The organism is Amycolatopsis sp. N2S4-7, from assembly GCF_058119595.1.
Window position 1 is genome coordinate 4748608 of sequence record NZ_CP172299.1, and the last position, 21439, is coordinate 4770046.

Annotated in this window: 16 protein-coding genes; 9 read left to right on the forward strand and 7 right to left on the reverse strand. The window is 71.8% G+C overall.

Annotated features, from left to right (window positions below):
• Positions 1 to 158: 158 nt before the first annotated feature.
• From ACH54P_RS22125 to ACH54P_RS22145, 5 genes are read right to left on the reverse strand one after another with little or no spacing between them, the layout of a single operon-like run.
• The gene (locus tag ACH54P_RS22125; RefSeq protein WP_489915658.1) at positions 159 to 320 is read right to left on the reverse strand and encodes a hypothetical protein; all 162 of its coding nucleotides are present in this window, start codon (positions 318 to 320) and stop codon (positions 159 to 161) included.
• An 18-nt stretch (positions 321 to 338) separates the two neighbouring features.
• The gene (locus ACH54P_RS22130) at positions 339 to 1172 is read right to left on the reverse strand and encodes an ABC transporter permease (RefSeq protein ID WP_489915660.1); all 834 of its coding nucleotides are present in this window, start codon (positions 1170 to 1172) and stop codon (positions 339 to 341) included.
• 15 nt (positions 1173 to 1187) lie between these two features.
• Entirely contained in the window at positions 1188 to 2150 is a 963-nt protein-coding gene (locus ACH54P_RS22135; RefSeq protein ID WP_489915662.1) for an ATP-binding cassette domain-containing protein, read from the reverse strand.
• Complete coding sequence (locus tag ACH54P_RS22140) at positions 2147 to 3343, reverse strand: glycosyltransferase (RefSeq protein WP_489915664.1); 1197 nt, start codon at positions 3341 to 3343, stop codon at positions 2147 to 2149. Before ACH54P_RS22140 ends, ACH54P_RS22135 begins: the two co-directional genes overlap by 4 nt.
• Before the next feature lie 51 nt (positions 3344 to 3394).
• On the reverse strand, positions 3395 to 4159 hold the full coding sequence (locus ACH54P_RS22145; protein WP_489915666.1) for a thioesterase II family protein: 765 nt from the start codon (positions 4157 to 4159) through the stop codon (positions 3395 to 3397).
• A gap of 218 nt (positions 4160 to 4377) precedes the next feature.
• Here ACH54P_RS22145 and ACH54P_RS22150 point away from each other — a divergent pair, with 218 nt between their 5' ends.
• The 9 genes from ACH54P_RS22150 to ACH54P_RS22190 all read left to right on the forward strand — a co-directional run bounded on the left by ACH54P_RS22150 (position 4378) and on the right by ACH54P_RS22190 (position 15087).
• Positions 4378 to 4590 carry a DUF5988 family protein gene (locus ACH54P_RS22150; protein WP_489915668.1) on the forward strand — a complete coding sequence of 71 codons (213 nt, stop codon included), beginning with the start codon at positions 4378 to 4380 and terminating at the stop codon, positions 4588 to 4590.
• A 102-nt stretch (positions 4591 to 4692) separates the two neighbouring features.
• Positions 4693 to 6384 carry a flavin monoamine oxidase family protein gene (locus ACH54P_RS22155; RefSeq protein ID WP_489915670.1) on the forward strand — a complete coding sequence of 564 codons (1692 nt, stop codon included), beginning with the start codon at positions 4693 to 4695 and terminating at the stop codon, positions 6382 to 6384.
• Positions 6385 to 6743: 359 nt separating this feature from the next.
• A complete protein-coding gene (locus tag ACH54P_RS22160; RefSeq protein WP_489915672.1) occupies positions 6744 to 6986 on the forward strand; it encodes a hypothetical protein in 243 nt (80 codons plus the stop codon).
• A 50-nt stretch (positions 6987 to 7036) separates the two neighbouring features.
• The gene (locus ACH54P_RS22165; protein WP_257918517.1) at positions 7037 to 7183 is read left to right on the forward strand and encodes a hypothetical protein; all 147 of its coding nucleotides are present in this window, start codon (positions 7037 to 7039) and stop codon (positions 7181 to 7183) included.
• Positions 7184 to 7188: 5 nt separating this feature from the next.
• Positions 7189 to 8352 (forward strand): sensor histidine kinase, encoded by a 1164-nt coding sequence (locus ACH54P_RS22170; RefSeq protein ID WP_489915674.1) that lies wholly within the window; start codon positions 7189 to 7191, stop codon positions 8350 to 8352.
• Positions 8349 to 9041: a response regulator gene (locus tag ACH54P_RS22175; protein ID WP_489915675.1), complete on the forward strand. Its 693-nt coding sequence runs from the start codon at positions 8349 to 8351 to the stop codon at positions 9039 to 9041. Before ACH54P_RS22170 ends, ACH54P_RS22175 begins: the two co-directional genes overlap by 4 nt.
• Before the next feature lie 199 nt (positions 9042 to 9240).
• Positions 9241 to 9963, forward strand: a complete 723-nt coding sequence (locus tag ACH54P_RS22180; RefSeq protein ID WP_489915676.1) for a PIG-L deacetylase family protein — start codon at positions 9241 to 9243, stop codon at positions 9961 to 9963.
• Positions 9964 to 10003: 40 nt separating this feature from the next.
• Positions 10004 to 11251: a nucleotide sugar dehydrogenase gene (locus ACH54P_RS22185; RefSeq protein ID WP_489915677.1), complete on the forward strand. Its 1248-nt coding sequence runs from the start codon at positions 10004 to 10006 to the stop codon at positions 11249 to 11251.
• Positions 11252 to 12321: 1070 nt separating this feature from the next.
• Positions 12322 to 15087 carry a helix-turn-helix transcriptional regulator gene (locus ACH54P_RS22190; protein WP_489915679.1) on the forward strand — a complete coding sequence of 922 codons (2766 nt, stop codon included), beginning with the start codon at positions 12322 to 12324 and terminating at the stop codon, positions 15085 to 15087.
• 72 nt (positions 15088 to 15159) lie between these two features.
• On the opposite strand, the gene ACH54P_RS22195 is transcribed toward ACH54P_RS22190, so the two are convergent.
• The gene (locus ACH54P_RS22195; RefSeq protein ID WP_489915680.1) at positions 15160 to 15330 is read right to left on the reverse strand and encodes a hypothetical protein; all 171 of its coding nucleotides are present in this window, start codon (positions 15328 to 15330) and stop codon (positions 15160 to 15162) included.
• A gap of 244 nt (positions 15331 to 15574) precedes the next feature.
• Complete coding sequence (locus ACH54P_RS22200; protein WP_489916564.1) at positions 15575 to 21430, reverse strand: beta-ketoacyl synthase N-terminal-like domain-containing protein; 5856 nt, start codon at positions 21428 to 21430, stop codon at positions 15575 to 15577.
• Positions 21431 to 21439: the final 9 nt, after the last annotated feature.

A 21439-nucleotide genomic window follows, 5' to 3' on the forward strand; every position in this document is an offset into this window, starting at 1 on the left:
GACCGCAAATGAAATAGGCGGGCGTGCGGGGTGAACGACGGCGGAACGCGAGCCGACCGGCGTCCGCCGGGCCGGTGAAATGTCTGAGTTAAGCAGCCTTCTTGCGGGGAGTTAACCCGTGCCTTGCCTTGCGGGGCAAGGCAAGGCCGAGCCGAGACCTAGCGGCGGTTGCCGTTCTTGTCGCGCCGGCGCTCCTTGTCCAGGTCCTTTTCCCGGTTGTGCCGCTCCCGGTCGACACCCTTCTTGCCGCCCAGCATCCCCGCAATTTTGGAGATCAATCCCATTTTTCCGGTTCCTCCCTGTTTGATCTTCGATTTCACCGTACCAAACGATGACGCTCAGTGCCGGGTCCGATACAGCCGCATGGTCGCCGGCGCGAACACCCCGACCAGCGCCGCGCACCACAGCAGCACCACCCCCGTCTGCCCGGAGGTCAGCGTGCCCTGCATCGCCGCCCGCACCGCCGTGGTCAGGTGGGTGATCGGGTTGAGCCCCACCACCGTGCCCAGCCAGTCCGGCATCGTCTTCGGGTCGACGAAGATGTTGCTGGCGAAGGTGAGCGGCAGCATCACGAACATGCTGAGGCTGGTGACGGCCTGCGGCGTGCGCAGGAGCAGGCCGAGCGTCGTCCACAGCCAGCCGAGGCTGAACGAGAACACCAGCACCAGCGCGACCCCGGCGAGCACCCCGCCGAAGCCGCCCGCGGGGCGGAACCCGAGCACGAGGCTCAGCGCCAGCACGATCGCGCAGCCGAGCAGGTAGCGGACGCCGTCGCCGAGCAGCGCGCCGACCAGCGCGGACGGCCGCCAGATGGACAGCGAACGGAACCGGTCGAACACCCCGGACACGCGATCGGTGTTCAGCGCGCTCCCGGTGGTCATCGTGATCATCACGATGGTCTGCACCAGGATCCCCGGCTGCAGGTACTGGAGGTAGTCCCCGGTCGAGCCGGCGATCGCGCCACCGAAGAGGTAGGTGAACATCAGCGTCAGCATGACCGGGAACGCCGTCACGTCGACGAGCTGCTCGGGCAGGTGCTTGAGCTTGAGCAGCGTCCGCGTGCCGAACACCAGCGACGTCGTGAGCGGGCCGGGGCGCGGCGGCCGCGGGCGCGAGGTGAGCACGCCGCGCAGGTGTGCCAGTGCGATCTCCGGGACTTGCGCTTGCGTCACGTCAGCACGCCTTTCTCACGCGGCCCGGCCGGCGGCCGGTTTCCCGGTCAGGGTCAGGAAGACCTCGTCCAGGCTCGGGTGGCTCAAGCCGAAGTCGGCGATGCCGATGCCCGCCCCGGACAGCCCGGTCAGGGCGGCGGACGCCTGCTCGGCCGCGCGGTCGGCGACCTGCGCGGTCAGCGTCCCCGGCTCGGCGCCGGCGTGGACCGGCACGCCGAGCCGGCCGGCGAGCAGCGCGCGGGCCCGCTCGCGGTCGGCCGGGTCGGTGAGCCGCAGGCGCAGCGCGGCCGCACCGACGGACGCCTTGAGCTCCCCGGACGTCCCTTCCGCGATCACGCGGCCGTGGTCGACCACCGCGATCCGGTCGGCGAGCTGGTCGGCTTCGTCCAGGTACTGCGTGGTGAGCAGCACCGTGGTGCCAGCCGCGACGAGCGCGCGCACGATCGTCCAGACCTGGTTGCGGCTGCGGGGGTCGAGCCCGGTTGTCGGTTCGTCGAGGAACATCAGGTCGGGCGCGACCACCAGCCCGGCGGCGATGTCCGCCCGCCGCCGCATCCCGCCCGAATAGGTCTTCACCGGGCGCGACGCGGCTTCGGTGAGGTCGAAGACGTCCAGGAGCTCGTCGGCCCGCTCGCGCGCTTCCCGGCCGCGGAACCCGAAGAGCCTGCCGAGCAGCACCAGGTTCTCGCGCCCGGTCAGGTCCTGGTCCAGTGAGGCGAACTGCCCGGTGAGGCTGATCCGGCCGCGCACCCGGTCGGCCTCGGTCACGACGTCGTGGCCGAGCACCCGGGCGGTGCCGCCGTCCGGGGGCAGCAGCGTCGCCAGCATCCGCACCGTGGTGGTCTTCCCGGCGCCGTTCGGGCCGAGGATCGCGTACACGCCGCCGGTGCGGACCGCGAGGTCGACGCCGTCCACCGCGCGGGCCTTCCCGAACGTCTTGGTCAGCCCGGCCGCCTCGATGGCGAACTCGCCGCTCATCGCGCCCGCGCCACCACGTGCTCGAGGTGCTCGACGACGCCGTCGACCCCCGGCAGGGCGAGCATTTCCCGGTGCGCGCGGCGCATCTCGGCGCGCACCTCGCCGTCGCCGAGCAGCGCCGTGACGGTCTCTGCGATGGCGGGCCCGCTCTCCTCGGGGACCTTCTTGCCCAGGCCCATCTCTTCGGCACGGGTGGCGTGGTACTCCTGGTCGCCCATCAGCGGGAGCCCGGCCATCGGGACACCGGCGCCGACCGCTTCGCGCGTGCTGTTGTAGCCGCAGTGGGTCAGGAACACCTGCGCGCACTGCAGCAGCAGCGGCTGCGGGATCCAGTCGTAGAGGTGGACGTTGGCCCCGACCGGGACCTCCACCGGGTAGCCGCCGGTCGCGACGACGGCGTGGCAGTCCACTTCGGACAACCCGCGGACGATGGCGGCCAGCGGGGTCGCCGCCTCCGGCGAGTGCTCGTCCGCCGCGACGCCCTGTTCGCGGATCGTCTTGACCATGCCGAGCGTGGTCCCGATCGACGCGATCACGAGCGGCTTGTCGCCGGACAGCGCGGCGACCTCGTCGGGCAGGCGCAGGTTGCGCTTGACGTCCAGCGGCTGCCGGTAGGCGAACGCCCGCGGCGGCCCGTAGTTCGCGAAGGAGTAGCGGTGCGGCATGCAGTCGATGCGGCCGTTCTTGTGGATCGCGTCGCGGTCGGTGCTCTCGGGGAGACCCACCTCGCGACGGCGTTCGTTCAGCAGCGGCAGCAGGCCGTCCGGGTCGAGCGTGTTGCCCGCGCCGGAGGGCACGGACAGCAGCGGCACATCCAGCGCCTCGGCGATCAGGCAGCCCGCCAGCTCCGAGCCGTCGCGCAGGACCAGGTCCGGCGCGAAGTCCCGGGCGAGCGGGATGGTCTTCTCGTAGGCGGCGGTGACGTGCTTCTCGCCGGCGAACGAAATCATGTCCAGCCGCTCGTCCGGCACGCCGCCGTTGTGCACGGCGGAGTACTCGCGGATGTTGAGGATGACCTCGCCGAGGTCCGGCATGGTGACGTGGACGTCGACCGGTTCGCCGTCGTAGGTCTTCACCAGGTAGTCCGACGTGGCCACGAGGATCTCGTGCCCCGCCTCCGCCAGTCCCCTGGCGATCGGGAGCATCGCCCTGGCGTGCGAGGGCGAGCCGGTCACAGTGCACAGAACTCGCACGGTTCTCTCCACCTTCCATTGTGGACGCCGACGGAATCCGTGCTTGCGACACTAGGTCCGCGGCCGAGACAGCGACAACCCCTTAGCCACCCCTAGCCGCGGCCCCAGCAGGGCGGCGACCGCGGGGAGGTGGTGGTCGAGGTAGAAGTGCCCGCCGCGGAAGGTGTGCAGCTCGAACGCGCCGCGGGTGTGCCGCTCCCAGGCGGCGGCCTCCGCCACCGTGACGCGCGGGTCCTCGGTGCCGGTCAGCGCGACGACCGGGACGTCCAGCGCGGCGCCCGGGACGGGCTCGTAGGTCTCGATCGCCCGGTAGTCGCTGCGGATCGCCGGCAGCACCATCCGCACCAGTTCGTCGTCGCCGAAGAGGGCGGCGTCCGTGCCGGCCAGCGCGCGCACCTCCCGGATGAGCTGGTCGTCGCCGAGCAGGTGCGCCGTCCCGCCGCGGGACGCCGCGGGCGCCGCGCGCCCGGACACGACCACGGCCGCCACCGGCCGCCGCAGCGCGACTTCGAACGCGACCGTGGCGCCCATGCTGTGCCCGAACAACGTCACGGGCCGGTCGTCCGCGCCGGCCAGCACGGCGGCGACCTCGTCGGCCAGTTCGCCGATGCCGCTCGCGAACGGCTCGGCGCGCCGGTCCTGGCGGCCGGGGTACTGCACGGCGACCACTTCCGCCGGGCCGTCCGGAGCCGCCGCGAACTCCTTCGCCAGCCGGTAGAAGTAACTGGCCGAGCCGCCGGCGTGCGGGAAGCACACCAGCCGGTGGCCGTCGCCGGACCGGCGGTGGAAACTCCGGATCCACCTGCTTTCGTGCACGGTTCTCCCCTCTCCGGAAGGTCTTCCGCAGCAGATTCGCAGCCCGGCGGCACCGGGGACAACCCCTATCGGAATAGCCGCGACCCCTGCTCGGCCGCCATTCCGGAATAGGAGCCGCCCACCTTGACACGCCGATCTGCCGTCCGGCATCGTCGGGAGACGCAGAACACATTTCCGTTCTTTCATCCCGCGCCAGACGAACCCACGGAGGATGCATCATGTCGAAAATCAAGGTGACGCTTTCCGGTGGTCCCGCCGCGCTGACCGAGCGGTATCGCGAGTGGACGGTCGGCGACCTCGGCGACGTCGCCAAGGTCAGCTTCGGGGCCGGTTACGAGCACTTTTCCCACGCGGGCGAGTTCACCACGACCAGCGGCGGCGACCAGGTGCCGGTGTTCGCCTGGTGCGGCCGCACCAGGGTCGCCGAGTGAGCTAGGGGTGGCCAGGGGTATCCGGGCGCGCACGGCGTCGTCATTCTCGAATTCGTGCTCTGCCCGCATTCGAACCCGGCCCGCAGAAAGGCACGATCGCGCATGACTACTTTTCCCCTCGAGCGTCCGCGGGAGAACGGGACGCTTTCCGGTCCGCTGACGATGTTCGGGCCGGACTTCCCGTTCGCCTACGACGACTGGATCGCCCACCCCGGCGGCCTCGGCACGCTGCCCGCCGGGGTCCTCGGCACCGAAGTGGCCGTGGTCGGCGGCGGCATGGCCGGCCTCGTCGCCGCGCACGAGCTCCTCCGCCTGGGCCTGCGGCCGGTCGTCTACGAGGCGGAGCAGCAGCTCGGCGGCCGGATGCGCTCGGCGGCCTTCGACGGCCACCCGGACGCGGTCGCCGAGCTCGGCGCGATGCGGTTCCCCGTCTCCGCCACCGCGCTCTACCACTACATCACCGAAGCGGGCCTCGGCACCAAGCCGTTCCCGAACCCGCTCGGCCCGGACACCCCGAGCACGGTGGTCGACCTGGAGGGCCGCAGCCACTGGGCGCGCACCGCCGCCGACCTGCCGTCGATCTACCAGCAGGTGTCCGACGCCTGGGACAAGGCGCTGCAGGAGAACGCCGAGCGCTCGGCGATCGAAGACGCCATCCGCCGCCGGGACGTCGGGAGCATCAAGGCCATCTGGAACAACCTGGTCTCCCGGCTCGACGACCAGTCCTTCTACGAGTTCCTGGCGAACTCGACGTCGTTCTCCTCCTTCCGGCACCGCGAGATCTTCGGCCAGGTCGGGTTCGGCACCGGCGGCTGGGACACCGACTTCCCCAACTCCATCCTGGAGATCCTCCGGGTGGTGTTCAGCGGGGCCGACGACGAGCAGCGCAGCATCGTCGGCGGCTGCCAGCAGCTGCCCGAGCGGCTCTGGACCCACCGCCACCACGGCGCCGCGCACTGGCCGGACGGGACGTCGCTCGCCGGCCTGCACGGCGGGCACCCGCGGCCGGGCGTCGCACGCCTCGAGCGGGACGGCGACGGCATCGTGGTGCGCGACACCGGCGGCGACACGCGGACGTACCGGGCGGTGGTCTTCACCCCGCACGTGCGGCTGCTGCTGACCCGGATCCGCACCGACGACCGCCTGCTGCCGCGTCCACTGTGGACCGCCGTGGAGCGCACGCACTACATGGGCTCGTCCAAGGTCTTCGTGCTCACCGACCGCCCGTTCTGGCGGGACACCGACCCGGGCACCGGCCGCGACACGCTGAGCATGACGCTGACCGACCGGGGCCCGCGCAGCGTGTACCTGATGGACGACGGCCCGGACCGGCCCGGCGTGATGTGCCTGTCCTACACCTGGAACGACGACTCGGCGAAGCAGGCCACCCTCGACGACGACGAGCGGATGGACAGCATCCTGGCGGCACTGGAGCGCATCTACCCCGGCGTCGACATCCGGCAGCGCATCGTCGGCCCGCCGATCACCGTGACGTGGGAGAACGAGCCCAACTTCAACGGCGCCTTCAAGGCCAACCTGCCGGGCCACTACCGCTACCAGCGGCGGTTGTACACCCATTTCATGCAGCAGGACATGTCCCCCGAACAGCGGGGTTTCTTTCTCGCCGGTGATGACATATCGTGGACAGGCGGTTTCGCGGAAGGCGCCGTGACAACGGCGCTGAATGCGGTCTGGGGCGTACTGAACCACCTCGGCGGCACGACGGTTCCGGGCAATCCGGGGCCGGGCGACCTCTTTTCCGAACTGGCCCCGGTCGACCTGCCGATGGACTGATCGACGATTGGTCGCGGGCGGGCCGGACCCGTGCGAGCCACCTCGGAGCCGGCGCACACTCCCCCCGGCGCCCGCTCCGGGGTCATGACAGCAGCCGGGCGCGCGAACAGCGCGCCCGGCTGCTGTCTGTGCAGGTCAGCGGCGGTTTTTCGCCCGCGTCACCCGATCGGGCCCCACCTGGCGCCGTCCCCGGAGTCCACCCGGATCTCCACCGTGCGGAGGTCCTGCTCCACCCGGGTGGAGCACTAGTGTCCAACACGTCGGAAGCAGTCGGAACCGGCGAGGAAGAGCACTCCGAAACGGGTGCCGCGACAGTTTCTATCCGGAGGTAATCTGCCATGGGTGAAGTAATCGGTTTCATGCTTCTCCGTTTCGCCATGATCGGTGGCGGAATCATCCTGTTGCTCCTGCTGCTCGGCGTGGTCGTGGTCGCGCTCAAGAAGACGGGCCGATTCGACCAGGCGAAGCAGATGGTGGAACCCGTCGTGCGCAACAAGCTGAACAAGAGCAACGGCTACAAGGGCGCGCTCGGCACCAAAGCGCTCGACTACCTGAGCGAGCGCGAAAAGCAGGGCCACGTCAAGCACAAGGACGCCGACTGACCACGCCGGCCGGGGCACAGCGCAAGAGCGGTTGAGGGGAAGGACCCACCATGGACACCACGACAGTGCTCGCCGACACGAGCTTGAGCGACGTCATGGACATCATGCTCCACCGGTACCTGATCATCGGCGGGATCGCCCTGCTCGCGATCCTGTTCCTGGGTGTGATCGTCCTGATGTTCAAGAAGAAGAGCTAAGAACCGTGCGGGGCACCGGCGACGAGGACACCGAACTGGGGCTGGCCGAACGGGTCGCCCCGGGGTGGCTCGTCGTCCAGGTCGTCAGCACGCTGCTGCTCCTCGGCGCGTTGCTCACGGCCAGGGCGTCCCCCCTCGTGTGGACGGTGTGCGGCGCCAGTTTCCTTTGCTGGCTGCTGTTCGCGCTGTCCGACCGGACGTGGCCGAGGGTGGCGACCGCCTCGCTGGCGCTGTGCTCGTTCCTGCCCGTCCCGGTGGTCGGGCTGAGCACGGACGGCACCGCGATCCTGATGGCCGGCGTCCCGCTGGGGGTGTTCGCGGCGCTGACCGGGGTCAGCGCGAACCTCATCATCGGCTTCGCCGGGGCGGAGATCGCCGTCGAGGTGGCCAGCTGCGCCCTCGCCCACCAGTCGTGGGTGACGATGCTCGGCTACGCCATCGTGATGCTGATCTCGACGCTGTTCGGGTTGAACCGGCGGCAGTACCAGGTCCAGGCGCACCAGGCGGAACTGCTGCTCAAGCAGACGCGCCTGATGCACGACGAACACGCCAAAGCCGCGGCGCTGCAGGAACGCGCCCGCATCGCGAGGGAGATCCACGACGTGCTGGCACATTCGCTCGGCGCCCTGAGTGTGCAGCTGGATCTCGCCGAAGGACTGCTGAGCGTCAAAGGCGACCGCGAAGGGGCGCTGGAACGCCTGCGGCGGTCCCGGCGGCTCGCGAACGAAGGCCTGAACGAGGCGCGGCGGGCCGTGGCCGCGCTGCGCCGGAACACGCCGCCGTTGCCGGCTTCGCTGGCCGAGATGGCCGCGGAACACGAGCACGACCACGGGGTGCCGGTTTCCTTCGAGGCCACCGGCACCCCGCGCGCCGTCCGGCCGGAGACGTCGATCTCCCTGCTGCGCGCGGGGCGGGAAGCGCTGACGAACGCCGCGAAGCACGCGCCCGGCGCGCCCATCAGCATGCTGCTCGACTACTCGGCGGCGAAGGTGACGCTCAGGGTGCACAACGACCCGGTGCCGGCACCGCCGGATCCGGCGCCGGAGTCGTCGGGCTACGGCCTGGTCGGGATGGGCGAACGGCTGGCTCTGGTCAGCGGCTCGCTGGTCGCCCGGCCGGCCGACCCGGCCCGCGGCGGCTGGCTCGTCACCGCCGAGGTCCCGGAATGACCGCACCGGCGATCCGCGTGATCGTGGCGGACGACCAGCAGATCATGCGGGAAGGTCTCGTGGCGTTGCTCGACCTGATGGACGGCATCGAGGTCATCGGCGACGTCGGCAACGGCGAAGAGGCGCTCCGCGCGATCGCGGAGGACCCGCCCGACGCGGTCCTGATGGACCTGCGCATGCCGGTGCTCGACGGCATCGAGACCACCAAGCGCATCGCCGCCGAGCACCCCGGCGTCGCGGTGCTCGTGCTCACCACCTACGTCGACGACGAGTCCATCGCCGCCGCGCTGCACGCCGGCGCCAAGGGCTACGTGACCAAGGACGCCGGCCGGGAGCAGATCGCGGCCGCGTTGCGCGCCGCCGCGGCGGGGCAGATCACGTTCGACGCCGCGGTGTCGAAGCGGCTGGTCGCGGCGCTCACCCCGGACGCGGCCGTGCCCGCGCAGGCGACGCCGTCGCAGCGGGGCGCGCGCACCGGCTGCCGCACCGGGCTCCACGGCTTGACGGCCCGGGAGTCCGAAGTGCTGTCGCTGATCGCCCGCGGCCTGAGCAACGCCGAGATCGCGGCGGCGATGGTGATCGGCGAGGCGACGGTGAAAACGCACGCCAACAATGTGTTCATGAAAATCGGCGTCCGCAATCGCAGCGAAGCGGTGCGCTACGTCTACCGGCACGGGCTCGCCGACTGATTTCCGCACCCCTATTCCCCGCGATACCGATCCAGGGGGCTGCTAGGGGTCGCCGAATCCCGGCAGGGGTTGTCCGCCCATCTTCGTCTTACTAGCCTTCTGGCAAACGGTTCCGGAGTTTTCCGGAAATCAGCCGCCCTGAATTCCGCATTCGATTCGGCGGGAGCACGCGGCCTAAAAGACGAAAGAGTCCGCGCTGATGACCAACGAAATTGAACGACACCCGTTCGGGCTGTCGACGGGCGACCAGGTCCTCGTCGTCGCCCCGCACCCCGACGACGAGACCATCGGCCCCGGCGGCACCGTCGCCCGGCTGGCCGCCGCCGGCATCGGCGTGCACGTCCTGTGCGTGACCGTGCGGGCCGCGAAGATGTGGGGCTCGCACAGCGATCCGGACACCCGCCTCGCCGAGTTCGAGACCGCGTGCAAGGCGCTGGGCGTCACCTCCCGGACGATCGCGTGGATCGACGAGACCGGCGAGCTGGACATCACGACCCGGCAGCGTGACCTGGTCAACCTCATCGAGCAGCACGACGAATGCTCGCTGTCCGCGGTGCGCCCGGAGGCGCTGGTCATCCCGGCCGCCGGCGGCTACCACCAGGACCACCAGGCGGTGTTCCGCGCGGCCTTCGCCGCCGCCCGGATCCACGGCCCCGGGCTCAAGCCGACCCCGCGGATGGTGCTCGGCTACCGGGGCGTCGAGGACCGCTGGTCCGCCGACTCCGAACCGTGGTGGGTCCACGTCGACACCTCCGCCCACTGGGCCGAAAAAGAAGAAGCTTTGCGCGCCTACGGCACGCAGATGCGCCCGGGGCGGCAGCCCCGTTCGCTGAACCACGTCCGGACCATCGACGCCGCCACCGGCGGCTCGCACTGCTGGGAATACGGCGAATCCTTCGTCCCGTACCGGATGTCCTGGTAACCGCCCGCGAAAACACCACAAAGAATCCGAGGATATCGCCATGGCTGACACCGATCGGCATATCGTAGTTCTGGGGATCGGGTACACCGGTCTGCCCTTGGCTGTCGCGCAGGCGCGCCTCGGCCGTCAGGTCATCGGTTTCGACATCAGCGCCGAGCGCGTCGAAGCCGTCAACGCCCTCCGTTCCCCGGTCGACACGGTGCTGGACGCCGAACTGGCCGAAGTGGCCGGGAACCTGAGCGCCACCCTCGACCCGTCCGTGCTCGCCGAGGCGGACGTCGTGGTCGTGTGCGCCCCGACCCCGGTCCGCGAAGACGACCAGCCCGACCTGGTGCCGCTGGAGTCCGCGGTGGCCACCGTCCGGGACCACCTCAAGCCGGGCCAGCTGGTGATCGTGGAGTCCACGACCTACCCGGGCACCACCGACGGGCTGCTGCTGCCCATCCTCGAGGAGTCGGGCCTGCTGGCCGGGGTCGACTTCGACCTCGCGTACTCGCCCGAGCGCATCGACCCGGGCAACGCGAAGTTCGACCTCAGCAACACGCCCCGGCTCGTCGGCGGGCTGACGGAGCAGTCGCGCGACCGGGCGGCCGACTTCTACCGCGGCGTCACCCTCGTGCACCTGACCAAGGGCATGCGCGAGGCCGAGGCGGCCAAGATCCTGGAGAACACGTTCCGCCAGGTGAACATCGCGCTGGTGAACGAGTTCGCCCAGCTGTGCCACAGCATGGACCTCGACGTCTGGGACACGATCCGCGCGGCGGCCACCAAGCCGTACGGGTTCAAGGTCTTCTGGCCGGGTCCGGGCGTCGGCGGGCACTGCATCCCGGCCGACCCGCTGTACCTCGTGCACCACGCCACCACGCTCGGCCTGCGGTTCAAGATGGCGGAGACGGCGCACAACGTGAACAAGGGCATGCCGTTCTGGGTGGCCGACCGCGTGTGCAAGCACCTGGAAGACCACTCCGTCGCGGTCGACGGGGCGAAGGTCCTCGTGCTGGGCGTCACCTACAAGCCCGACGTCGCGGACACCCGCGAGACCCCGGCCGAGCCGATCATCCGGCAGTTCCGCGACCGCGGCGCCGACGTGGCGTTCCACGACCCGTACATCGACGTGTTCGCGGGCCTGCAGTGCGTCCCGGACCTGGCCGCGGCGCTGGCCGGCGCCGACCTGGTGGTGCTGCTGCAGCCGCACCGCGAATACACCGCCGACGTGCTCGGCGAGGCGACCCGCCTGTTCGACACGACCGGCGCCGCCGCCGACGTCACCACGGTGACCAGCCTGTAGTTCCCGACCCCCGCGAAGGCCGCCTCGACAGCGTTGTCGAGGCGGTCTTCTCGCGTTTCGCGTCAGGCCCGCTCAGCGGGATCCGGCGTTCCCAGCCGGTGGGCTCCCACCCGAATTCCCGGCGGTTTTCCCGCGGTTCCCCATTCGTTCCCGCGACCGTGACATCGCGGCGGGCGGGCGTCACCGGAAACGGACATCGCGGGCCTCCGCGTGGTCGCGGAGGTGACCGCGAAGGGTGGAGACCGAAACTCCACCACCGGACTTCGGCGCCCCTTTTGCCCGGTTCAGGGGTGCCCCACCCGACCGGAACCCCTACTCGACCCCTAGTACCGCGGGTCGGCCGAAGGTCTGGGTCACAACAATCCGGCTCGTCCGGGGTGGAGACCTCGAAGGTCTGCTTCGGAGGCGGGTGGAGCGCGGTTCTAGTCCGAACGAGTGACGGCATATGACGGCACGTCAGGGATCAGACCCCGAGGGTGACCCCATGACCCGGCCCCGACCTGGAGATCATCTCGGGAAGACCGCACACTGCCTGGTTGACAGCCCCGCTCCCCCATTAGGCGCTACCACTCTGAGTAGCGGCGGGCGGGAGCTTCGGCCACGGAGCGCGCTAGTTTAGGCCGAACGAGTTAGACCCTCGATCGATTCCGACGTCCTGTCCGATTCGACGCATTCGTCCCGGCTGCCCCGGTCGTGCGATCTGCATCCCTGCGTGACGGGTCTGCCACCAACCGTCAAAAACCCGGGTGATCTGACGCTCCGAAACCAGTTTTTCACTCGTATGGGTGATTGAGGGCGCGGATGTGCTCGACGGACCTCGGGAGAAATCGAATGGTTTTCACCCTGGTGAATGCGGTGGCCGGCGGCGCCGGGGCGGACTCCCACCTCCCTCCACCTGCGCTGGTCAACCCGTGCCGGGGCGGCTACGTTTGTTTTTGCCGAAGAGGACTTCGTTGATGGTGACAAGCTCTTCGTCACAGGAAGTAACTGGGGATAGCAAGCTACGTCGAAGGGCGTCACTGGGGTGGTCACACTCCTTCGGCGGGGAACATCACTGGGGTGATAGACACATGGCTTTGGTTGAACGGGAAAAGGTTCTAGACAATCTGATCGAGCTTCTCGACGAAAGCCGGCGCGGCAACGGGGTAGTCGCTCTCCTGACCGGTGGCGTGGCCAGCGGCAAGACCAGCCTGCTCCGCCGGTTCGCCGAGCGGGCCGGTGACTCCGGGGCTCTGGTGCTGAGCGCCTGCGGCTCGTTCGCGGAAGAAGACGTCCACCTGGGGCTGCTGGACCAGCTGTTCGGCAACCCCCTGCTGCCGCCCGAGACGGTCACGCAAGCCCACCGCATCATGGGCGCCGCCGCCGACGCGGACACGAGCAACGGCCTGCGCTTCGACGCGCGGATCGCCCACGGCATCTGCGTGGCCCTGCTCGAGCTGTCCAAGGAGCGGCCGCTGGTCGTCGTGGTCGACGACATGCAGTTCGCGGACCGCGCGTCGCTGCGCACGCTGCTCTACATCCAGCACCGCATCGGCGTCTCCCGCATCCTGATGATCCTGACGGAGAGCGCGAGCGCGCGGCCGGCCCGGTCGCGGCTGCACTCGGAGATCATCCGGCAGCCGCACGCGCGGCACCTGACCGTGCCCCCGCTGTCGGTCGGCGGGGTCGCGCAGGTGCTGGCGGGGCGGCTCGGCCCGGAGGCGGCCGGCAGGCTGGCCGGGGCGTGCCACCGGCTCACCGGCGGCAACCCGCTGCTCACGCACGCCCTCGCCGACGACTACGAGTCGGCGGGCGCCGCGGAGCTCACCGCGGGCGTCGCGTACGAACACGCGGTGCTGAGCTGCCTGCACCGCAGTCCGTCGCACCTGGTGCGGACGGCCCGGGCGGTCGCGGTCCTCGACGGCCACGGCGACCAGGAGGATCTGGCGCAGATCCTGCGGCTGGATCCGTCCAAGGTGGCCGCGGCGCTGCACACGCTCGAGCACAGCGGGCTGATCGAGGACAACCGGTTCCGCCACCAGCGGGCCGCGAAGGCCGTGCGGGGTGAGCTGCCCGAGGACGAGACGCGGGCGCTGCACCTCGAAGCCGCCCTGCGGCTGCACCAGCAGGGCAAGCCCGACGCGGTCGTCGCGGACTACCTGCTGCGCGGCGGGACGGCCGAGCCGTGGGCGCTGCCGGTGCTGTGGAACGCCGCTCAGGAGGCGCTGCGGGAGAGCCGCACCGACGTCGCCGTGGCGTACCTGACGCTGCCGAAGCCGGAGAGCATGAGCCCGCGCGACGCGGCGGCGTTCACGGCCCGGCTGGTCCAGATCCAGAACCGGACCAACCCGACGGCCGCGGCACTGCGGCTCGGCGCCCTGGGCGCGTCGTTCGACGAGGGTCACCTGAGCACGCAGAACACGGCCGACTACGTCTATTCGCTGCTGTGGCACGGACGGCTGGACCGGGCCGCGACCGTGCTGGCCCAGCCGGCGGCGGAGTGCTTCGCGGACAGCCAGTGGGTGCGGGTGTGGTACCCGGAGGTGGCGGGCGAGCGCCGGGCGCCGGGGCGCTACGACAGCACGTGCTCGGGCCAGGCGTTGACGCTCTCGCTGTCGTCGAAGTACCGCGAGGAGGCGCTGGCGGCAGCCGAGCAGGTCCTGGAAAGCTGCTGGCTGATCGAGGTGCCGCAGCTGGAGGAGGTCGTCGCCGCGTTGCAGGCGCTGGTCCTCGCCGGTGAGCCGCACCGGGCGGACCGCTGGAGCGACGAGCTGCTGCGGATGAAGGCGGTGCGGGACTCGCCGACGTTGCGGGCGGTGATCACGGACGTCAAGGCCGGGGTGGCGCTGCGGCTGGGTGACCTGCACGCGGCGGAGCGGTGTGCGCGGGAGGCGTTGACGATCCTGCCGGCCCAGAACTGGGGCACGGTGCTCGGTTTGCCGCTGGCGCACCTGGTGGACGCGCTGACGAAGATGGGCCGCTACGAGGAAGCGGCGGCCGAGCTGAAGCGCGACCTCCCGCCGGGCCTGCGCCGGACGGGTTTCTGGCTGCAGTACCTCATGGCCCGCGGCGATCACTACCTGGCCACGGACCGGCTCCACGCGGCGCTGGAGGATTTCGCGACGGTCCGCACCCTGGCCGTCCGGTGGGACATCGACCACCCGGAGCTGGTGCCGTGGCGGTTGAGCGCGGCGAAGGCGCACGCCCGGCTGGGCCACGCGGACCAGGCGCGGAAGCTGTTGCGCGACCAGCTCGAGCGGTGCGGCGACGACCGCGTCCGCGCGCACGCGGTGGGTCTGCGGGCGCTGGCGGAGGTGAGCGAGTTCAAGGAGCGCTTGCCGATGCTCCGCAAGGCGGCGGAGGAGCTGCAGACGTGCGACGACCGGTACGAGCTCGCGCACGTGTTCGCCGGCTTGAGCGAGTGCGCCCAGATGCTGGGCGACTACAACCGGGCCCGGACGGCGCAGCGCCGTGCGGTCCAGCTGGCGAAGTCGTGCGGCGCGGACCCGTTGTGGCGCAGCCTGACTCCGGCCGGGGCGCCGGCGGTGGCTGCTGCTGCTGCGTCTGCTGCGTCTGGTGCGTCTGGCGCGTCTGCTGCGGATGAGGAGCTGGGTGGGAGTCCGTCGGCGTTGAGCGCGGCGGAGCAGCGGGTGGCGTCGTTGGCGTCGCTGGGGCACACGAACCGGGAGATCGGGCGGAAGCTGTACATCACGGTGTCCACTGTGGAGCAACACCTCACGCGGGTTTACCGGAAGCTGAACATCAACCGCCGGACGGAGCTGCCGAGCGGGCACCGGTGGCTGGCGCACGCCGGTGATGTGGAGCAGATGCCGAGGCATGAGGTGGCTTCCTGGTAGGGGTTCGCCTCTGCTGAGCGCGTGGCGATGGGCCCGCAGCCGGGTGGCTGCGGGCCTTTCGCTGTGCTTCGTTCAAGCGGCGAGGCAGGAGCAGCCGCAGTCGCGCAGGTAGAGGGCGCGGCGCAGGCCCGCCGAGACGAGCCGGCGGAGGCGGCGGCGCTCGGCAAAGGAGCCGAGCACGGCGCTGGCGCGGGTGCCGGTTTCGTCGGAACGGTCGGGGTCAAGGCGGGCAATGATCCGCAATCCGGCACCGGCCACCTGCGCAGGACCCGCTTGGTCGGCAAGGTCGACGAGCTGCCGTTCAGCCCACGCCCCGGCGAAGCCGTTTCTTGGACCCCGACCCCACCAAGCACCTCACCGCAGGCTGTGCGGAAAAGGGCATCACGCGTGACTGGAGAGGCATCACGCGTGATTGAGCAGGCATCGCGCGTGACGGAAGCCGGATGTCACGTCATTGAGGCCGGAACTCGCGTGTCTGGAGGGCGGGTCAGGGGGTGGGGAGCCAGGTGTGGACTCGGTGGGCGGTGGAGGCTGCGTGTTCGCGCATCATCGAGAAGTGGTCGCCTGGGGTGTCCTCGATCGCTGCCGCGTCGGTCCAGGTGGCCTGCCAGCCGGTGCGGTTCCGCCAGGACGGCAGCGGGTCCGAAGCGCGGAGCAGCAGGACGGGCGTGGAAAGCGGCGAGGGTGCCCAGCCGTCGAAGACGGAGAGGTAGCCGCCCATGGCCGTCAGGCGGGCGTCGCTGACCGAGGCGCCGGTCATCTCCCCGGCCAGCTCGCCCTGGACGTCCGCGAGGACGTCCGCGCTCTGCAAGTACGTGTCCAGCAAAGCCAGCCCACGCGGAGCGGAACCCCGGCTCTCCAGGTGCCGGGCGAGCGAGTGCGCCACCGGACCGCCCGACGAGTGTGCCGCCAAGGCGAACGGACGGCCCGCGGTGTGCCGCAGCAGGACGTCGGCCAGCTCCTCCACCAGCGCGGGAACCGACGCCGGCAGCGGCTCGCCCGCGTGGTAGCCGGGCAGCGTCAGGACCGACGTGTCCCGCAGGTCCCGCAGGGCCGCCGCGAACCGCGCGTACTCCTGCGGCCCCGACATCGCCAGCACCGACGGCACGCAGATCAGCTCGGTCCCCGCCGTCCCCTTGGCCAGCCGCACGACGTCGACGCCGCCGGGCCGGGACCCGGCGTCGAACGACGGCCGGAACCGCGCCGCGCGGGCCAGCAGTTCGACGAACTCGCCGAACCGGCCCGTCCGGCCGGCCTCCGCCAGCATCGGGCCGAACACCCCCGCCGGTTCGGAAGGAGCAGCAGGAGCAGCAGCACCCCGCAGAGCCGAAGCCACCGTCGAGGCGACGTCGAGGACCGTCGGCTGCTCGAACACCAGCGTCGCCGACAATGTCAGCCCCGTGGCGGCGTTGATCCGGTTGCGCAGCTCGACCCCGGTCAGCGAGTCGACGCCCAGCTCCAGGAACCGGGACGAAGCATCGATCTCCTCGGCGGAGCCCAGCCCGAGGACGTCGGCGAGGTGCCCCCGCACGAGCGAGACCAGCAGCTTCTCCGCTTCCGCCTGCTCCGCGCCGAGAACCCGCGCGCGGAACTGGTCCGGGGAAGCCCCCTTCCGCCGGGCCGGCACCCGCACCAGACGCCGCAGCAGCGGCGGCACCGCGCCGTCCTGGGCCCGCACGACGGCGGGCAGGTCCAGCCGGAGAGGCACCGACAGCGCCCGGGACCCGGCCAGCGCCGCGTCGAACAGCGCCAGACCCGCTTCCGTCGGCAGACCGCTTCCGGTGACGTCGGAGGTCGATTCGCCGCGTTCCTCCCACAGACCCCACGCCATCGAGTGCGCGGGGAGGCCCGAAGCCCGGCGATGTTCGGCGAAGGCGTCGAGGAAGACGTTGGCCGCCGCGTAGGCGCCCTGTCCCGGGTTGCCGAAGACGCCGGCCGCGGACGAAAACAGCACGAAGGCCGCCAGGTCGGCACCGGCCGTCAGGTCGTGCAACGCCACCGCAGCGTCGACCTTCGGCCGCAGCACGCGGTCCAGGCGCTCCGGGGTCAGGCCGCTGACCAGGCCGTCGTCGAGCACCACCGCGGAATGCACGACGGCGGTGAGCGGGTGCGCCGCGGGAACCGTCCGCAGCACCTCCGCGAGCCGGCCGCGGTCGGCGGTGTCGCACGCCGCGACCGTCACTGTGGCGCCGAGGGCGGCCAGGTCGGCGGACAGCGCGTCGGCGCCCGGCGCTTCCGGGCCACGACGGCTGACCAGCAGCAGGTTCCGGATGCCGTAGGACGTCACGAGGTGCCGCGCGAGCAGCCCGGCGACCGCCCCGGTGCCGCCGGTGATCAGCACGGTGCCGTCGGGGTTCAGCTGGACCGGAGAGGCGGGCGAAGGAGTTTTCGCCAGCCGGGGGGCCAGCACGACGCCGTCGCGCACGGCCAGTTCGGGCTCGTCGGAGACCGCGGGCAGCACGTCGCCGGGACCGAGGTCGAGCAGCCCGAACCGGCCGGGCTCCTCCGCGGCCGCCGACCGCAGCAGGCCGCGGGCGGCCGCGGCCGCCGGGCACGGCACCTGCTCCCCCGGCGCCGTCGCCACGGCACCGCGGGTGACCAGCACGAGCTTGCTGTCCGGCGGTCCTTCCGCGAGCCAGCGGCGGACGAGATCGAGGGCCGACCGCGCGGCGTTCCGCGCCGACTCGGCGAGGTCCGCGCCGGAAGTGTCCACTGTGGCCAGGACGACGGCCGGGGCGGAGGACGGCGCATCGATCACCGGCAGCCCGAGGCCGAGCCGGTCCGGCGCCAGCACCGCGATGTCCGAAGTGGACTCGGGCACGGCGACGGGCGTCCAGTCCACCTGGTAGAGCGGGTCGACCGGAGCCAGGTCCCGGGTCTGCACGGCGTCGACGGAGAACACCGGGACGCCGGCGGGGTCCGCCGCCACCAGCCGCATCCCGTCCGGGCCGGGCGACAGCCGGACGCGCAACGCGGTGGTCGCGGACGGCCGCACCCGCACGCCGGTGAAGGAGAACGGCAGCCCGGGGCGCCCGGTGCCGAGCAGCCCGCCCAGCAGGGCCCCGTGCAGGGCCGCGTCCAGCAGCGCCGGGTGGACGGCGAACCCGTCGGGGGCGGCGTCGAGGTCGACCTCGGCGAACACCTCGTCGCCGCGCCGCCAGGCGGAGCGCACGCCCTGGAAGGCCGGGCCGTAGCCGAGGCCGATCGCGGCCAGCTCGGCGTAGATGTGCGTCAGGTCGACCGGCGTGGCGTCCGCGGGCGGCCACGGGCCGGGCTCGGCCGGGTCGGTGGTCGGCAGCAGGGAGCCGGTGGCGTGCAGGGTCCACTCCGTCCCGTCGGTCCGGGAGTAGACGTCCACCGAGCGGGTGGCGCCGGCCGGTCCCAGCGCCAGGTGCAGCTGCACCGGGGACTCGGGCGGCAGGACCAGCGGGGCGGCCAGGGTGAGGTCGGCCAGCGTCCCGTAGCCCTGCTCGGCCCCGGCGGAGACGGCCATCTCGACGAACGCGGTGCCGGGCAGCAGCACGGCGTCCATCGCGGCGTGGTCGGCGAGCCACGGGTGCGTGGCCAGGGAGACGCGGCCGGTGTAGCGCACCGCGTCCGACTCGGGCAGGGACACGGCCGCGCCGAGCAGCGGGTGGCCGGTGCCGGTGAGGCCGGCCGCGGCGACGTCGCCGGTGCCCGTCTTCAGCGCGTCCAGCCAGAAGCGCTGCCGCTGGAACCGGTAGGTGGGCAGGTCGGTGAAGTGTCCCGGGACCACGCCGGCCCAGTCGACGACGGCGCCGTGCACGTGGGCCTCGGCGAGCGCGGCGTGGAACCGCGCGAGTCCGCCGTCCTCGCGGCGAAGGGAAGCGACGACGGCCGCTTCGGTGCCGGCGGCCTCCAGGGTCTGCCGGGTGGGCATCGCGATCACCGGGTGCGGGCTGCACTCGACGAAGACGGTGTGCCGGTCTTCGGCCAGCGCGACGACGGCGGGCTGGTACAGCACCGGCTGACGCAGGTTCCGGTACCAGTACCCGGCGTCGAACCCGGCGGTGTCCTGCACCGAGCCGGTGACCGTCGAATACATCGGGATCGTCGAACGCCGCGGGCGGATCGACGCCAGGTCGCGCAGCAGGTCTTCGCGCAGCGCGTCGACCTGCGCGGAGTGCGCCGCGGTGTCCAGGCCGGGCACGCGCTTCGCCCAGACGCCGTCGGCTTCGCACGCCGTGAGGAATTCGGTCAGCGCTTCCGGCTCGCCGGAGACGCCGCAGGAGGAGGCGCTGTTGACCGTCGCGACCGAAAGCCGGTCGCCCCAGGGCTCGAGGCGCGGGGTCAGCCGGTCCTGGCTCAGGGCGACGGTCGCCATCGCGCCGTGCCCGGACAACCGGGCCGACGCCTTGCTGCGCGCGGCCACGATCAGCACGGCGTCGGCGAGGTCGAGGCCACCGGCCACGTAGGCCGCGGCGACCTCGCCCTGGGAGTGGCCGACGACGGCCGCGGGCCGCACGCCGTGCGCGCGCCACAGCGCCGCCAGGGAGACCATGACCGTGAACAGCACCGGCTGGATGACGTCGATGCGGTTCAGCTCCGGCGCGCCCGGTTCTTCGCGCAGCACGGCCAGGACGGACCAGCCGAGGTGCGCGTCGAAGGCCGTCGAGCACTCCTCGGCGGACGCCGCGAACGCGGGCGCGTGCTCCAGGAGCTCGCGGGCCATGGCCGGCCACTGCGAGCCCTGGCCGGGGAAGACGAACGCGACCTTGCCCTGGGCGCGGGCGATCCCGCGGACCACCAGGTCGCTCGGCTCGTCGTCGACCAGGGCGTCGAGGCCGCGGCGGACGTCCTCGCCGACGACGGCCGCGCGGTGGGCGAGCGCGGCGCGGGCCGTCGCCAGGGTGTGCGCGACATCGGCGCGGCTCGGCGCGGGGTTCTCGTCGAGGAAGGCGCGCAACGCGGCGGCCTGGTCGCGCAGGGCGGACGCCGTCTTGCCCGAGAGCACCAGCGGGAAGACGCCGTCCGGCGAGCCGGCAGCGGGCTCTTCGGCCGCCTGTTCCAGGATGACGTGGGCGTTGGTGCCGCTGATCCCGAACGACGACACCGCGGCCCGGCGCGGCCGCCCGGCCGATGGCCACGGCACGTTCTCCGGTACCAGCGCCACGGTCCCGGCGCTCCAGTCCACGTGGGACGACGGGTTCGCCGCGTGCAGGGTCTTCGGCACGACGCCGGCCCGCAGCGCCTGCACCATCTTGATGACGCCGCCGACGCCCGCCGCGGCCTGCGAGTGGCCGATGTTCGACTTCAGGGACCCGAGCAGCAGTGGCCGGCCGGCGGGGCGCTCCTTGCCGTAGGTCGCGATCAGGGCCTGTGCCTCGATCGGGTCGCCGAGGGAGGTGCCGGTGCCGTGGGCCTCGACGACGTCGACGTCCGAAGTGGACAGACCGGCGGCGTCGAGCGCCTGCCGGATCACGCGTTGCTGGGACGGGCCGTTCGGCGCGGTGAGGCCGTTGGACGCGCCGTCGGAGTTGACCGCCGAGCCGCGGACGACGGCCAGCACGCGGTGGCCGAGCCGCCGCGCGTCGGACAGCCGTTCGACAACCAGCATCCCGGCGCCCTCGGCCATGCCGAACCCGTCGGCCTCCTCGGCGAAGGCGCGGCAGCGGCCGTCTCGGGACAGCGCCCCCTGCTGGCTGAAGCTGATGAACGCGTCGGGCTGGGAGACGACGGTGGCCCCGCCCGCCAGTGCCAGCGAGCACTCGCCGCCGCGCAGGGCCTGCGCGGCGAGGTGCAGGGTGACCAGGGACGACGAGCAAGCGGTGTCGACGCTGACCGACGGGCCTTCGAACCCGAAGGTGTAGGAGAGGCGGCCCGAGGCGATGCTGGTGGAGTTGCCCAGCGCCGCGTGCGCCTCGGTCTCCGCCGGGATCGCCGTGGCGCCGCCGGCGTAGCTGCTGTTCATCAGGCCGACGAACACGCCGACCTTGGCGCGCCGCAGGGACAGGGGGTCGATGCCGCCGTGCTCCAGGGCCTCCCAGGACGTCTCCAGCAGCAGCCGCTGCTGCGGGTCCATGCCCAGTGCCTCGTGCGGCGAGATGCCGAACAGGCCGCCGTCGAACTCCGTGGCGCCGTCGAGGAACCCGCCGTGCCGCGTGTACGAGGTGTCGGTGCCGTCCGGGTCGGACAGCCCCTCCAGGTCCCAGCCGCGGTCGGCCGGGAACTCCCCGACGGCGTCGACGCCGTCGGAAACCAGGCGCCACAACGACTCCGGCGAGTCGACGCCGCCGGGGAACCGGCAGGCCATGCCGACGATCGCGATCGGCTCCTCGGCCTCGGCCAGGCGCTGCCGGGTCTGGTGCAGCTCCGTGGTCACCTGCTTGAG

Coding starts and splice junctions, on each gene's coding strand:
- ACH54P_RS22135 (WP_489915662.1), bottom strand. CDS start 2,150: ATGAGCGGCGAGTTCGCCATCGAGGCGGCCGGGCTGACCAAGACGTTC.
- ACH54P_RS22150 (WP_489915668.1), top strand. CDS start 4,378: ATGTCGAAAATCAAGGTGACGCTTTCCGGTGGTCCCGCCGCGCTGACC.
- ACH54P_RS22155 (WP_489915670.1), top strand. CDS start 4,693: ATGACTACTTTTCCCCTCGAGCGTCCGCGGGAGAACGGGACGCTTTCC.
- ACH54P_RS22160 (WP_489915672.1), top strand. CDS start 6,744: ATGCTTCTCCGTTTCGCCATGATCGGTGGCGGAATCATCCTGTTGCTC.
- ACH54P_RS22165 (WP_257918517.1), top strand. CDS start 7,037: ATGGACACCACGACAGTGCTCGCCGACACGAGCTTGAGCGACGTCATG.
- ACH54P_RS22175 (WP_489915675.1), top strand. CDS start 8,349: ATGACCGCACCGGCGATCCGCGTGATCGTGGCGGACGACCAGCAGATC.
- ACH54P_RS22180 (WP_489915676.1), top strand. CDS start 9,241: ATGACCAACGAAATTGAACGACACCCGTTCGGGCTGTCGACGGGCGAC.
- ACH54P_RS22185 (WP_489915677.1), top strand. CDS start 10,004: ATGGCTGACACCGATCGGCATATCGTAGTTCTGGGGATCGGGTACACC.
- ACH54P_RS22190 (WP_489915679.1), top strand. CDS start 12,322: ATGGCTTTGGTTGAACGGGAAAAGGTTCTAGACAATCTGATCGAGCTT.